Here is a 12,886-nt window from a genome sequence, read left to right as displayed (position 1 = left end):
GGGACCCTGCCCTGCCCCATCGGGTTGCCCGACCCGCGGTCGGTCGTGATAGACCATGCCCTCCCCGCCGTCCCCGGCGGGTGGGCGCGGAGGGGTGATGACGGTTCAAATCGACATCGGAACGCTGTCCGACGGGACATCGGCCATGATCGATCTCGAGGAACTGCTGGCGACGCGCCTGCTGGTGCAGGGCAATTCCGGCTCCGGCAAGTCGCATCTGCTGCGCCGCCTCTTGGAGCAGAGCGCGCCCTGGGTGCAGCAGGTGGTGGTCGACCCCGAAGGCGACTTCGTCAGCCTGGCCGACCGCTTCGGCCACATCGTGGTCGATGGCGACCGCTCCGACGACGACCTGTACCGCATCGCCGGCCGGGTGCGGCAGCACCGCACCTCCGCCGTGCTGAACCTCGAGCGCTGCGACATCGATTCCCAGATGCGCGCCGCCGCCGCCTTCCTGAACGGGCTGTTCGACGCCGAGCGCGACCTCTGGTACCCGATCCTGGTCGTGGTCGACGAGGCCCAGCTCTTCGCCCCTGCCGCGGCCGGCGACGTGTCGGAGGAGGCGCGCAAGGCCACGCTGGGCGCCATGGCCAACCTGATGAGCCGCGGCCGCAAGCGCGGCCTGGCCGGGGTGATCGCCACCCAGCGCCTGGCCAAGCTGGCCAAGAACGTGGCGGCCGAGGCCTCGAATTTCCTGATGGGCCGCACCTTTCTCGACATCGACATGGCCCGCGCCGCCGACCTCCTGGGGCTGGAACGGCGCCAGGCCGAGATGTTCCGCGATCTCGGCCGCGGCCGCTTCGTCGCCCTCGGCCCGGCCCTGTCGCGCCGGCCGATCGAGGTGCGCATCGGCGCGGTCGAGACTGGCGCCCGGTCGACCAGCCCGAAGCTGCTGCCGATGCCCGAGGCGCCGCCCGAGGACGTGCACGCGCTGATCTTCAAGGCGGTCGAGGCCGAGCCGCCGATGCCGCGCCCGACCCGGCCGCCGCCGCAGCCGCCGCAATCGACGGCCGAGCTGCTGGCCCAGCTGATCCGCAGCCGCCCCGACACCGCCCCGGCGGAGGAGGAGGCGGACCCGATGCCCCAGGCCGAGCGCGACGCCGCGATCGACACGGTGCTGCGCGACCTGGTGGCGGAGGAGGATTCGGCCTTCCGCCCGATCTCGGTGCTGTACCAGGACTTCCTGGTGCGCTGCCGGATCCAGCGGGTCGGCAGCCGCAGCGCCCCGGCGCTCGACCTGGCCGGCTTCCGCGCCCGGCTGGCCGTGGCCCGCGCCGGGGTCGACACCGACACGGCGGAGAGCCCGGCCTGGCAGCACGCGACCGGGCTGTCGCGCGAGCTGCCGGAGGACATGCAGGGCATCTTCCTGCTGCTGGTCAAGGCGGCGATGGCCGGCGCCCCCTGCCCGTCCGACGCCACCATCGCCCGCGCCTACGGCACCCAGTCGGTCGGCCGCACCCGGCGCCTCCTGTCCTATATGGAGCAGCGCGGCTTCATCGTCTGCCGCGCCGCCGGCCGCGGCGGCCACCGCATCGTGACGGTGCCGGAGCTGGGCTGCGAGACCGCCCCCGGCGACCCGAACGCGCCCGAGGAGGCGCCCGCCGCGGCGAGGCCTCCCGTCGATCGGGACGTGACGGCAAATGCCGCTGACGGCGGCGCGGAAGACGAGGATACGGGAGCCGCCCAGCTCTCCGCCGAGTGATCGCGGCCGGAGGCGGATCGGCGATACCCGAGCGCCCACGCGCAGGCCTGTCCCGCGAGCGGCACGTCTTCGGAATTCCCAACATCGTCATTGCGAGCGCAGCGAAGCGATCCAGGGCCGTTTGACGTGGCCCTGGATGGATTCGTCGGCTTCGCTTCCTCGCAATGACGGCGTGGGGTGCGTTGTGAAAAGTCTCGCCGGCGCGGGAAGTTGATATGTGCGCATATCTCCTGCGGCGGCGGCGACCGATCCTGCGGTCAGCCGCAATGGTCGGGCGACGGCGCGGAGTCGGGCGGCCCGGCGCCGGGCGGCCCGGTGCCGGCGGGCGGCCGGTCATCCCCGGGCGCGGGCATTGGAAGAAGCCCGGTGCGAGGCGGGGCCAAAAGCCTGGCCCTTCGGACCGGAGCCGGCCCGATCGGCCCCGGGCACTCCCCCGTTTTCCGGGCCGCCGGCACCAGGCCCGCCGGCCGGAGGCGTCCCGCCGGGCGGCAGGCCGAGGGACCGGCACAGGCTGGCGATCAGGACCCCGATCGGCAAGGCGGTATCCGCGAGGTCGACGTCGATGCGCTCGTCCTCGGTCAACCGGTCCCAGAGATCGACGGTCAGCCGCTCCTGGGTCTCGGCGTCGGGAACCGCGGCGATGGCGCGGGCGACGCCCTGGGCGACGGCGTGGCGCCGGTCGTCTTTCTCGTCCTGCCGGTCCTTCCGCCGCTGTTCGGCCTTGCGCCGATCCTCCTCCCGCTGCTGCCGCAGCCTGGCCTGGAGGGCTATGGCGCGGCGGATGCCGAGGAACAGGCCGCTGAAGCGGATCTCGGCATCCGCGGCACGGTCGATATCGTCGGCCGTGACGCCCAGGGCCTGGAAGCCGCGGGCCAGCTCCAGCGCGAGCTCGATCAGCTCGGACAGCATCGCGGCCTCGTCCGGGGCCGGCGTTGCGGCGGACGCCTCCTGCTGCCGGCGCAGCCTGGCCTTGAGCGCGATGACGCGGCGGATGCCGAGGAACAGGCTGCTGAAACGGGCCTCGGCCTTGCCGGCGCGGTCGAGATCGCCGGCCGCGAGGGCGGCGGCGGCACGGGCCTGGCAGGTCCGCGCCATCTCCAGGGCCAGCTGCGTCAGCCCGGCCAGCACCTCGATCTCCCGGGCAGCCTCATCCGCGGCCGGCGGAGCGGCGGGTGGAGTTTCGGCTGCGATGGGATCGACCATGCCTATATTAGAACAAACAGGGAACATAAAAGTCAAGAAAAACCCGCCCATGCAGGGGGGCAGCGCCGCTGCCCTCAGGCGGAGCGGGTCGCCCCGGCATATTGCAGCGGGGTGATCCCATGGCAGCGCTTGAAGTGCCGGGTCAGCGCGCTCTGGTCATAGAAGCCCGAGGCGACGGCGACCTCGGCGATCGGCAGGCCCTGCGCCAGGAACCCGGCGGCGCGGTCGACGCGCAGCTGGGTGACATAGGCATGCGGCGTCAGGCCGGTGGTGCGCTTGAACAGGCTGATCAGCTGGTACTGGGTCAGCCCGACCGCGGCGCTGAGATCCGCCAGCGAGATCGTCTCGCTCAGCCGTGCCTGGATGAACTCGGTGGCGGCGCGCAGCCGGGTGCGGTCGCGCGGCCCGGGCTGGATCCGCCCCTCGCCGCTGCCATGGCGGCGGAACAGGGTGCCGAAGGTCGACACCAGCAGCTCGCGCTCCAGCAGCGGGTCCCGCCCGGCCTGCAGGGCACGGTGCAGCGCCAGGAATCCCGCGATCAGGTCGCGGTCGGCGAAGGCGTTGCGGGTGAAATAGGTCAGGTCCTCGACCCCGAGCGACCGCGCCACCTCCTTGAGCGCCGCCTCCTCGAGATACAGCGAGCGGTACAGCCAGCGCCGGCTGGTCCCCATCCAGCCGGCATGCGGCTCGACCGGGTTGAACACGAACAGCGCCTGGTCCTGGCTCGCCGGCTCGGTCACGCCGCGGGTGCTGATGATCGAGCCGCCGCCCTCGGTGACGGCGACGACCAGCGCCTCGTGGCGGTGCGGCGGGTATTCCTGGGTCCGGAAATCGGCCTGCATCAGGCTGAGGCCGGGGACGGTCCGGTCCTGCCAGTAATGCGCGATGTTGAGCCGGTCCACCCGGGCCATTCCAAAACCTCGATTTCCGCCAATAGCGCCACGCGGGCCGGCGCCAGACTGACGCGGTTCACTCCATCAGGTCGTTCATCATGGCACGCTCCTTCTATCACGAGAATCCGGATTGCCTCGTCCTGCAGACCGAGGTGATCGACGCCCGTCCCGGCCGGGTGCTGCTGGCGCAATCCCCCTTCTATGCCGGCGGCGGCGGCCAGCTGCCGGATCGCGGCCTGCTGCGCTGGCAGGGCGGCGAGCACGCCGTCGCCGGCTTCGAGCCCGCGGGCAGCCGGCTGTGGCACCTGCTCGAGGACCCGGCCGTCGAGGTTTCCGGGCCGGTCGAGGCCGTGGTCGACCCGGAGTTCCGCCGGATGATGCGGGAGCTGCACACCGGCACCCACATCCTGAACGCGCTGGTGTTCCGGCATTTCGACGGCGCGCTGGTCACCGGGGCGCAGCTGGGCGCCGACGGCACGGCCCGGCTCGATTTCGACCTGCCGGATGCCGACAACGACCGGCTGCGCGCGCTGGAGGGCCCGATCAACGAGGTCGTCCGCCAGGACCTGGCGGTGCGCGACGACTATGTCACCGTCGCCGAGGGCCATGCCACGCCGGGGCTGATCCGCTCGAAATCCGTGACGCCGCCGCCGACATCGGACGGGCTGATCCGCATCGTCGACATCGCCGGGCTGGACCGCCAGGCCTGCGGCGGCACCCATCTGGCCTCGACCGGCCGGTCCGCGCCGATCCGCATCCTCAAGGTCGACAACAAGGGCCGGCACAACCGGCGCATCCGCATTGGCCTGGCCGGGGCGGCGCCGTGACCGCCGGGCCGAGCCGCGGCCTCCCAGGCCGTGGCGACCTGCCGGGCCGGGGCGGCCTGCCAGGCGCCGGCCTGCTCGACCTCGTCTGGCGCCGGCCCTATGTGCTGCTGCCCCTGCCGCCGCTGTTCTGGGCCGGCAACCTGGTGATCGGCCGCGCCTATGCCCAGGAGCTGCCGCCCTTCGGCCTGACCTTCTGGCGCTGGGTGGTCGCCTCGGCGGTGCTGCTGCCCTTCGTCTGGCGCGACCTGGTCGCCCATCGGCGCACGCTGCTGGCGCATTGGCCGGTCATCCTCGGCTGCGGTGCCAGCGGCTTCGCCGGATATCCGGTGCTGAACTATCTCGGGCTGCACACCACGCCGGCGGCGACGGCGGCGATGCTCAACTCCACCCTGCCGCTGATGGTGCCGCTGCTCGCCTGGGCGATCGCCGGGGAGGCGCCGCGGCCGCGCGTCGTCGCCGGCATCATCCTTTCCTTCCTCGGCGTCGGCTGGATCGTCGGGCGTGGCGATCCGGCGACGCTCGCCACGCTGTCGATCGGCGGCGGCGAGCTCCTGGTGCTGCTCGCCGTGGGCGGCTTCGCGCTCTATTCCGTGCTGCTGCGCTGGCGTCCCAGGGATGTTCCCCCCATGGCGTTCCTGGCGGCGACGACGCTGGCCGCCTGCGTCCTGATGGCACCGTTCTGGATCGCCGAGGAGGCGGCGGGCCGCTCCCTTCCGGTCGAACCCTATGCCATCGCCTCGCTGCTGTTCATCGGCATCTTCTCCTCGCTGGTGGCGAACGCGTTCTGGAACCGCTGCGTCGCGACGCTGGGCCCGGCGCTGACGGGGGCGTCCTTCCATCTCATGGCGGTCTACTCCTCGGCCCTCGCCTTCCTGCTGCTCGGCGAGCCGGTGCGGGGCTTCCACCTGGTCGGCATCGGCCTGATCCTGCTCGGCTTCGCCATCGCCGTGCTGCCGGAGCGGGCCTCGTCCCGGCCGCGATCGCATTCACGGATCTCTCAAGTGCTCACTGATTGCCTCTCCCGCTTGCGGGAGAGGTCGGAGACGCGAAGCGGCTCCGGGTGAGGGCCTTTGTCGAGGCCTGGGCCAGCCCTCACCCGGTCTCGCTGCGCGAGCCCGACCTCTCCCGCCAAGCGGGAGAGGCAATTCGCTCCTAAGCCTATGGTCGCTGCTGGCCGCCGCTCACGCCAGGAAATGGCAGTTCCGCTCGATATGCTCGGCCAGGCCCAGCGTGTGGTCGCGGTCGAGCCGGGCGGCGAGGTCGGCGTCGCGCCGCTCCAGCGCCGCGATGATGCGGAGATGATCCTGGATCGACCGGTCGGCCCGATCGGCCTCGCGGATGGTGCGGCGGCGGATGGCGTCGATCTGCAGGAACAGATCGGCCGTGCGGGCGATGATCAGCCCGTTGCCGCCGAGCCGGACGATCGCCCGATGGAAGGCGATGTTGGCGTCGGAATAGCCCTCGATCTCCGCCGCTGGCCGGCCGTCGAAGCCCGTGAACAGGTCGCGCAGCGCCGCGATCTCCGCCGCCGTCGCCCGGGCTGCCGCCAGCCGCGCCGCCATGCTCTCCAGCGCCGCCCAGACCTGCACCATCTCGACGATCTGGCGCTTTGTCCGGCGGCGGACGAAGATGCCGCGCCGCGGCAGGGTCAGGACGAAGCCCTCCTGCTCCAGCACCGTCAGCGCCTCGCGGATCGGGGTGCGGCTGACGCCGAGGTCCCGGCACAGCTGCCGCTCGTCCAGCCGGATCTCGCCGGGATGGTCGTAGAGATCCATCCCGGCGATGGCGTGCTTCAGCGCCAGATAGGCCTGGGTGCGGAAGCTGTCATTGGCGTCGAGGCGAGAGAGCGCCAGCCGGGTGCTGATCCGCGCCTCGAGCACGGTTCCCTCCCCTGCCCTCAGTCCGCGGCGACGATCGGCTTGGCGCCGCCGCGCAGCCGCGCGATCACCGACGAGATCAGCGGCCAGAACAGCATCGCCAGGGCCAGGGCGACGATGCTGCCGACCAGGCCGTTCGACCAGAAGATCGACAGGCTGCCCTGGGACAGCAGCATCGCCTGGCGGAACGAGCCTTCCGCCATGTCGCCCAGCACCAGCGCCAGGACCAGCGGCGCCAGCGGGTAGTGCAGCTTCTTGAACAGGTAGCCGACGACGCCGAAGACCAGCATGACGCTGATATCGGCCAGCGCGTTGCTGACCGTGTAGGCGCCGACGGCGCAGATGGTGATGATCACCGGCGCGATGATGCTGAACGGGATGCGCAGGATCGAGGCGAACAGCGGCACCGTGGTCAGCACCACGATCAGCCCGGCGATGTTGCCGAGATACATGCTGGCGATCAGGCCCCAGACGAAGTCGCGCTGCTCGACGAACAGCAGCGGCCCCGGCTGCAGTCCCCAGATCAGCAGGCCGCCCAGCAGCACCGCCGCGGTCGGCGACCCGGGGATGCCGAGGGTCAGCATCGGCAAGAGCGCGCTGGTGCCGGCGGCATGGGCCGCGGTCTCCGGCGCCACCACGCCCTCCATCTCGCCGCGGCCGAAGCGCTTGCCGTTGCGCGAGAAGCGCTTGGCCAGGCCGTAGCTCATGAAGGACGCCGGGGTGGCGCCGCCGGGGGTGATGCCCATCCAGCAGCCGACGATGGCGCCGCGCACCGCCGTGACCCAGTATCGCGGCAGCTGCTTCCAGGCCTGCCACACCACCGTCGGGTTGATCCTGGCGTTCTTGCCCTTGAAGGCCAGGCCTTCCTCCATGGTCAGCAGGATCTCGCCGATGCCGAACAGGCCGATCACCGCGATCAGGAAGTCGAAGCCGCGCAGCAGCTCGGTCGACCCGAAGGTCATGCGCAGCTGGCCGGTGACGGTGTCGAGGCCGACCGCCGCCAGGGCGAAGCCCAGCATCATCGACGCGATCACCTTCAACGGCGCCTCGCGGCCCATGCCGATGAAGCTGCAGAAAGTCAGCAATTGGACCGCGAAGAACTCCGCCGGCCCGAAGCGCAGGGCGAAGCCGGCGATCAGCGGCGCCAGGAAGGTCAGCAGCACCACGGCGACGAAGGCGCCGAAGAAGGAGGAGGTGAAGGCCGCCGTCAGCGCCTCCCCCGCCTTGCCCTGCTGGGCCATGGGGTAGCCGTCGAAGGTGGTGGCGACCGACCACGGCTCCCCGGGGATGTTGAACAGCACCGAGGTGATGGCGCCGCCGAACAGCGCGCCCCAGTAGATGCAGGACAGCATGATGATCGCCGAGGTCGGCGACATCGCGAAGGTCAGCGGCAGCAGGATGGCCACGCCGTTGGCGCCGCCCAGGCCGGGCAGCACGCCGATCAGCACGCCGAGCGTGATGCCGACGAACATGTAGACGATGTTCATCGGGTCGGCGAGCACGCCGAAGCCATGGATGAGTGAGTAGAGCGCGTCCAACGGTCCCCTCCCAGCGTTTGCCTCGCCCGCCTGGCGCGGGTCTCGGGGTTTCTTGGCGTCGGGCTAGTAGCCCAGCATGGTCTCCAGCGGCCCCTTGGGCAGCGGCACCAGGAACCAGAGCTCGAACATCAGGAACAGCGCGGCCGGCACCAGCACCGCGACCGGCACGATCTTCACCACCGGGTACTTGCCCAGCCAGTGCATGAAGAAGGCGATGAACAGCGCCGCGGCGACATAGAGGCCGATGAAGCCGATCAGCGCGACGAAGACGATGGTCGGCACCAGCACCTTGAGCACCAGGCCGAGCTGCTCTCGCCCGACGAAGCTGCCCAGGTCGGGCGCGCGGCCGAACAGGTTGGCCAGCAGGGTGCCGGCGCTGGCCAGGAACAGGGCGACGCCGACATAGAAGGGAAAGGCGCCGGCCTCCGGCCCGTCGCTGGCCCAGCCGATGCCGATGCGCATGTTGTCGACCATCACCACCACGGCGATGATCATCAGCACGGCCGCGACGGCGATCTCCACCGTCCGCACGCTGACCGTGCCGCCGTCCTCCCGGTCATGGCTCGCCATGCCGATCCTCCCCTGGAAGGCTGCGGCATCCGCGCGGGATGCCGCCGGGTGCGGCGCCCCGGCACGCGGCCGGGGCGCCCGCTCTACAGCCCGGCCGCTACTTCTTGGCGATGAAGCCGGCCACTTCCATCAGGCTCTTATGGGTCTGCTCGGTCTCGCCCAGCCAGGTCTTGAAGGCATCGCCATTCATGCTGGTGGTGTTGAACGCGCCGTTGGCCATGAACTCCTTCCACTCGGGCGTCTCGCGCACCTTGTCGAACAGGCCGACATAGTAGGCGACCTGCTCCGGCGAGGCCTCGGGCGGCATGAAGATGCCGCGCAGCATCAGGTACTTCATGTCCAGGCCGGCCTCCTTGCAGGTCGGCACGTCGCTCCAGGCCTTGCCGTCCGCCTGCGGCGCGGTCACGGCGATGCGCTGGTCGTCGAAGACGCAGAGCGGGCGCAGCGCGCCGGCGCGCCACTGCGCCACCGCCTCGATCGGGTTGTTGACGCTGGAGTTGATGTGGTTGCCGACCAGCTGGGCCGCGACGTCGCCGCCGCCCTTGTAGGGCACGTAGGTCAGCCGCTTGCCGAGGATCTGCTCCAGCCCGGCGGTGATGATCTGGTCTTCCTGCTTCGAGCCGGTGCCGCCCATCTTGAAGGCGTTGTCGCCGCCCGCCTTGATCGCGGTGACGTAGTCCTGCGCCGTCTGGTACGGCTCCGACGCGTTCACCCACAGGATGAACTCGTCCAGCGCCAGCATGGTCACCGGCGTCAGGTCCTTCCAGTTGAAGGGCACGCCGGTCGCCAGCGGCGTGGTGAACAGGTTCGACAGGGTGATGATGATCTTGTGCGGGTCGCCGCCCGACCCCTTGACGTCGAGGAAGCCTTCCGCCCCCGCGCCGCCGGAGCGGTTGACCACGACGATCGACTGCTCCATCAGCCCGTGCTTCTGGATGATGCCCTGGATCATCCGCGCCATCTGGTCGGCGCCGCCGCCGGTTCCGGCGGGAACGACGAACTCGACATTGCGGGTGGGCTTCCAATCCGCCTGGGCGATGCCGCCGGCCAGCAGGGCCGCCGCAGCCGCGGCACAGGCGAGTCCATGCACAAGCGCGTCACGCACTTTCCCGGTCATCAATGCCTCCCCAGCGCCGCGGCTTCGCGTCAAGCGCGGCCCGACTGTCTTGTTGGTGGATGGCCAGGTCGGTGACCGAGACTGGCTGGTATCCAATATATTGTATCTGGAATGTAACGCAACGCATCTTTTCAAAAGCCGATCGATTCGTTTCGATCGTCATCTCGCGTTGCAGCAGAACGAAATTACCACAGCCGCAAGAATGGCGGTTTTCCGGGCAGTTCCGCCGGTCGGCTCTCCTTCGCTGTCGCACAAGGCCGTCCAGGTCCCGAAACGGCGACAGGCGGCCCGAGGGCCGCCTGTTCTGGAACATCACGATGAAAAGGAGAACGGCGCTCAGGCCGCCCGGCGCCACTCATTGCCGTTGGCCGGGACCCGGGTCCTTGCCGGGCGACGCTCCGGCGTCGCCATCCGGCGGACGTCGGTGGCGATGGCGCCGAACAGGTCGGGCGCCTTCATGGCGATCTCGGAGATCACGGCGGCCAGACCGGCGGCGGCGACGACGAGGGCGATCAGTCCGAGGGTCATGACGGCGGCTCCAGAGGTTGGCTGGGTGTCTTGCGCCGCATCATATGGCAGAGAGGCTGACTCTCTTCAAGTTTATGGATTATGGATTTTGTATACCAGATGGTGATGGCTGCCCTGCAGATTCCGGGTAGCGAGGAGATTCGCATCTCAACCTTCTGATTTATCTACACTTTCTCAAAAGGAGACCCCTGGCTTGCGGCCCCGCCATCCTCGGCGGGACGCATATCCGTTTTTCGTATTCTGTATACCAGATTGCCTTGCCTCACCGGGGATCGCGCGTATATTGCGTTGCAACAGGACACGAACCCATCGAAAGGACCAGATCATGACCGGCGTTCTGCTCGGTACCGCCCTCACCCTCGTCGCCCTGCTGGGCCTCGTCACCGCCCCGCGCCTGGCCGCGGTCCAGGGCGGCGTGCTGCCGGGCAATGCCGCGGGCCGGCTGCGCCTGGCCCAGACCGGCGGCGACGACGCGCAGCCGGACGAGTCCGAGGCTGCCGACCCGGCCTGGGCCAGCTTCATGCGGGCGCTGTAAGAAACCGGCGCAAAGAAAAAGGGAGGCGATGGCTCGCCTCCCTGGGGATTGTCTCGCAATGCCGGGCGCGTCCCGGCCCGCTGGTCAGCTGGCGAGGCGCGGCTCTCCGTCCGCGACCGTGCCGGCCTCGGCCCGCGCCTGCTCCAGCGCCCGGGCCCGCATCGGCTTCAGCACGAACATCGCCATCACCGCCGCGATCACGTTCACCAGCGCGGCGAAGATGAACACCATGTCCCAGCTGCCGAGCTGGCTGACCGCGATGTTGGCGAAGGGCACGACCAGCGAGGCCGTGCCCTTGGCGGTGTACAAGAGCCCGGCATTGGTGGTGGCGTAGCGCGACCCGAAGGTGTCGCCGCAGGTCGCCGGGAACAGCGAGTAGATCTCGCCCCAGGCGAAGAACACCATCGCGGTCAGGATCACGAACGCGACCGGGTCCTGGCCGAACTCCATCAGCATGACGATGCCGACCGCCTCCAGGAAGAAGGCGATGAACATCGTGTTCTCGCGGCCGATATGGTCGGAGACCCAGCCGAAGAACGGCCTGGTGACGCCGTTCAGCACGCGGTCGAGCGACAGGGCGAAGGTCAGCGCCGGCATGGTCAGGCCCAGCAGGCTGACCGGCGTGTCGCCGATCTTGAAGTCGGCCGCGATCGGGGCCAACTGCGCCGTCGCCAGCAGGCCGCCGGAGGCGACCATGACGAACATCGCGTACATCACCCAGAACACCGGGCTGCGCAGCATCTCCGACGGCGCGTAGTCGCGGCGGGTCTGCGCGATCTTCGGCTTGACCACCGGCAGCTGGCCCTTGGCCGGCGTCGCCAGCAGGAAGGACAGCAACACCACCGCCCCGCCCTGGATCAGGCCGAAGGTCATGAAGGTGGATTCGTAGCCGGAGGAATGGATCATGTTGGCGATCGGCACGATGGTGATGGCCGAGCCGGCGCCGAAGCCGGCCGCGGTCAGGCCGGCCGCCAGGCCGCGCCGGTCCGGGAACCATTTCAGCGCCGCGCCGACGCAGGTGCCGTAGACCGCGCCGGCGCCGACGCCGCCGATCGCTGCGGCGATGTAGAGCAGGGTCAGCGAATCCGCCACCGAGTTCAGCGCCCAGGCGATGGCGCAGAGCAGGCCGCCGATCAGCACCACGATCTTTGGCCCGAACTTGTCGACGAACCAGCCCTCGACCGGCACCAACCAGGTCTCGGTCAGCACGAAGATGGTGAAGGCGACCTGGATCGCCGCCCGGCCCCAATGATGCGTCGCATCGATCGGCCCGACGAACAGGGTCCAGCCATATTGCAGGTTGGCCACCATCGCCATGCAGACGATGCCGACGAGCAGCTGGAGCCAGCGTCCTCCCGGCGGTCCCTTGATCGCCGGTCCCTGATTTGTGTTTTCAGTCAGCATTTCCGTCCCAGTCCTTCGCATGTCGGTTGAGGCAACCCCATGGCATCGGAGGTGACGGCCCGTGACGGACGCCATCGTCCTCGAGGAGGGGTGCGCCGGACCGCGGCCGCCGGACCGGCGTGACCCGATCCGGCGGGTCTGTGACCCGTCGTGCCGATGTGTGGATCGGCTGCCCCTCCCCTCGGTTATGTCGTTATTAACAGGGACCGTTATGGCCGGCCCTCTGGCATACCAAATGCAGAACCTGAGATACCAAAGAACGTTTCCGCTGCGCTGACAAGCCGGAATCGTGGCTGCACCGCAGCATCTTGCAGCCGCTATTCGGCGGCCGCCCGGCTGCCCTCGCGCAGCACCCGGATCATGGTCTTTCCGAGGGATGCCGGGGAGTCGGCGACGGCGATGCCGGCGGCCTTCAGCGCCTCGATCTTGTGGTCGGCGGTGTCGTGGCCGCCGGAGATCACGGCGCCGGCATGGCCCATGCGGCGGCCCGGAGGGGCGGTGCGCCCGGCGATGAAGCCGACCACCGGCTTCTTCGTGCCGCTGGCCCTCAGGAACTCGGCGCCCATCACCTCGGCATCGCCGCCGATCTCGCCGATCATGATGATGCCCTCGGTCTCCGGGTCCTCCACGAACATCGTCAGCGCCTCGACGAAGTTGGTCCCGTTCACCGGGTCGCCGCCGATGCCGATGCAGGT

At 69.9% G+C, this 12,886-nt stretch carries 12 protein-coding genes and 1 pseudogene; 4 read left to right on the top strand and 9 right to left on the bottom strand.

Annotation, left to right across the window (positions count from 1 at the left end; genetic code table 11):
- The first annotated feature begins 97 nt into the window (after positions 1-97).
- Complete coding sequence (locus BWR60_RS05485) at positions 98-1,699, top strand: ATP-binding protein (RefSeq protein ID WP_088150003.1); 1,602 nt, start codon at positions 98-100, stop codon at positions 1,697-1,699.
- Between the two features lie 333 nt (positions 1,700-2,032).
- Here the strand turns inward: BWR60_RS05485 and BWR60_RS05480 are convergent, their stop codons facing one another.
- Together BWR60_RS05480 and BWR60_RS05475 are read right to left on the bottom strand one after the other, a co-directional pair.
- Positions 2,033-2,902, bottom strand: a complete 870-nt coding sequence (locus BWR60_RS05480; RefSeq protein ID WP_144445526.1) for a hypothetical protein — start codon at positions 2,900-2,902, stop codon at positions 2,033-2,035.
- 74 nt (positions 2,903-2,976) lie between these two features.
- Entirely contained in the window at positions 2,977-3,813 is an 837-nt protein-coding gene (locus tag BWR60_RS05475; protein ID WP_218823354.1) for a helix-turn-helix domain-containing protein, read from the bottom strand.
- An 80-nt stretch (positions 3,814-3,893) separates the two neighbouring features.
- Here BWR60_RS05475 and BWR60_RS05470 point away from each other — a divergent pair, with 80 nt between their 5' ends.
- Both BWR60_RS05470 and BWR60_RS05465 read left to right on the top strand, forming a co-directional pair.
- Entirely contained in the window at positions 3,894-4,622 is a 729-nt protein-coding gene (locus BWR60_RS05470) for an alanyl-tRNA editing protein (RefSeq protein WP_088150001.1), read from the top strand.
- Positions 4,619-5,686: a DMT family transporter gene (locus tag BWR60_RS05465; RefSeq protein ID WP_218823353.1), complete on the top strand. Its 1,068-nt coding sequence runs from the start codon at positions 4,619-4,621 to the stop codon at positions 5,684-5,686. The genes BWR60_RS05470 and BWR60_RS05465 overlap by 4 nt, the downstream gene beginning before the upstream one ends.
- Positions 5,687-5,803: 117 nt before the next feature.
- Here the strand turns inward: BWR60_RS05465 and BWR60_RS05460 are convergent, their stop codons facing one another.
- From BWR60_RS05460 to BWR60_RS05440, 5 genes are all read right to left on the bottom strand, one after another.
- Positions 5,804-6,502 carry a GntR family transcriptional regulator gene (locus tag BWR60_RS05460; RefSeq protein WP_230982958.1) on the bottom strand — a complete coding sequence of 233 codons (699 nt, stop codon included), beginning with the start codon at positions 6,500-6,502 and terminating at the stop codon, positions 5,804-5,806.
- A gap of 17 nt (positions 6,503-6,519) precedes the next feature.
- Positions 6,520-8,037, bottom strand: coding sequence for a tripartite tricarboxylate transporter permease (locus BWR60_RS05455; RefSeq protein ID WP_088150000.1), 1,518 nt, complete (start codon positions 8,035-8,037; stop codon positions 6,520-6,522).
- A gap of 63 nt (positions 8,038-8,100) precedes the next feature.
- Complete coding sequence (locus BWR60_RS05450) at positions 8,101-8,607, bottom strand: tripartite tricarboxylate transporter TctB family protein (RefSeq protein WP_088149999.1); 507 nt, start codon at positions 8,605-8,607, stop codon at positions 8,101-8,103.
- A 97-nt stretch (positions 8,608-8,704) separates the two neighbouring features.
- A complete protein-coding gene (locus BWR60_RS05445; RefSeq protein ID WP_088149998.1) occupies positions 8,705-9,724 on the bottom strand; it encodes a Bug family tripartite tricarboxylate transporter substrate binding protein in 1,020 nt (339 codons plus the stop codon).
- A 336-nt stretch (positions 9,725-10,060) separates the two neighbouring features.
- Complete coding sequence (locus BWR60_RS05440; protein ID WP_088149997.1) at positions 10,061-10,252, bottom strand: hypothetical protein; 192 nt, start codon at positions 10,250-10,252, stop codon at positions 10,061-10,063.
- A 325-nt stretch (positions 10,253-10,577) separates the two neighbouring features.
- Here BWR60_RS05440 and BWR60_RS05435 point away from each other — a divergent pair, with 325 nt between their 5' ends.
- Entirely contained in the window at positions 10,578-10,787 is a 210-nt protein-coding gene (locus tag BWR60_RS05435; protein WP_088149996.1) for a hypothetical protein, read from the top strand.
- An 84-nt stretch (positions 10,788-10,871) separates the two neighbouring features.
- Here BWR60_RS05435 and oxlT read toward each other — a convergent pair whose 3' ends face one another.
- Entirely contained in the window at positions 10,872-12,191 is a 1,320-nt protein-coding gene (oxlT, locus tag BWR60_RS05430; RefSeq protein WP_088149995.1) for an oxalate/formate MFS antiporter, read from the bottom strand.
- Positions 12,192-12,508: 317 nt separating this feature from the next.
- Positions 12,509-12,886: pseudogene (locus BWR60_RS05425) on the bottom strand (succinate--CoA ligase subunit alpha); the annotation flags it as partial.

This window comes from Inquilinus limosus, assembly GCF_002195995.1.
Classification (GTDB): domain Bacteria; phylum Pseudomonadota; class Alphaproteobacteria; order DSM-16000; family Inquilinaceae; genus Inquilinus; species Inquilinus limosus_C.
This window is presented reverse-complemented; position numbering and strand designations above follow the sequence as displayed.

Excerpts from the sequence above, each read along its gene's own strand:
- BWR60_RS05485 (WP_088150003.1), top strand. The coding sequence starts at position 98 with ATGACGGTTCAAATCGACATCGGAACGCTGTCCGACGGGACATCGGCC.
- BWR60_RS05480 (WP_144445526.1), bottom strand. The coding sequence starts at position 2,902 with ATGGTCGATCCCATCGCAGCCGAAACTCCACCCGCCGCTCCGCCGGCC.
- BWR60_RS05475 (WP_218823354.1), bottom strand. The coding sequence starts at position 3,813 with ATGGCCCGGGTGGACCGGCTCAACATCGCGCATTACTGGCAGGACCGG.
- BWR60_RS05470 (WP_088150001.1), top strand. The coding sequence starts at position 3,894 with ATGGCACGCTCCTTCTATCACGAGAATCCGGATTGCCTCGTCCTGCAG.
- BWR60_RS05450 (WP_088149999.1), bottom strand. The coding sequence starts at position 8,607 with ATGGCGAGCCATGACCGGGAGGACGGCGGCACGGTCAGCGTGCGGACG.
- BWR60_RS05445 (WP_088149998.1), bottom strand. The coding sequence starts at position 9,724 with ATGACCGGGAAAGTGCGTGACGCGCTTGTGCATGGACTCGCCTGTGCC.
- BWR60_RS05440 (WP_088149997.1), bottom strand. The coding sequence starts at position 10,252 with ATGACCCTCGGACTGATCGCCCTCGTCGTCGCCGCCGCCGGTCTGGCC.
- BWR60_RS05435 (WP_088149996.1), top strand. The coding sequence starts at position 10,578 with ATGACCGGCGTTCTGCTCGGTACCGCCCTCACCCTCGTCGCCCTGCTG.
- oxlT (WP_088149995.1), bottom strand. The coding sequence starts at position 12,191 with ATGCTGACTGAAAACACAAATCAGGGACCGGCGATCAAGGGACCGCCG.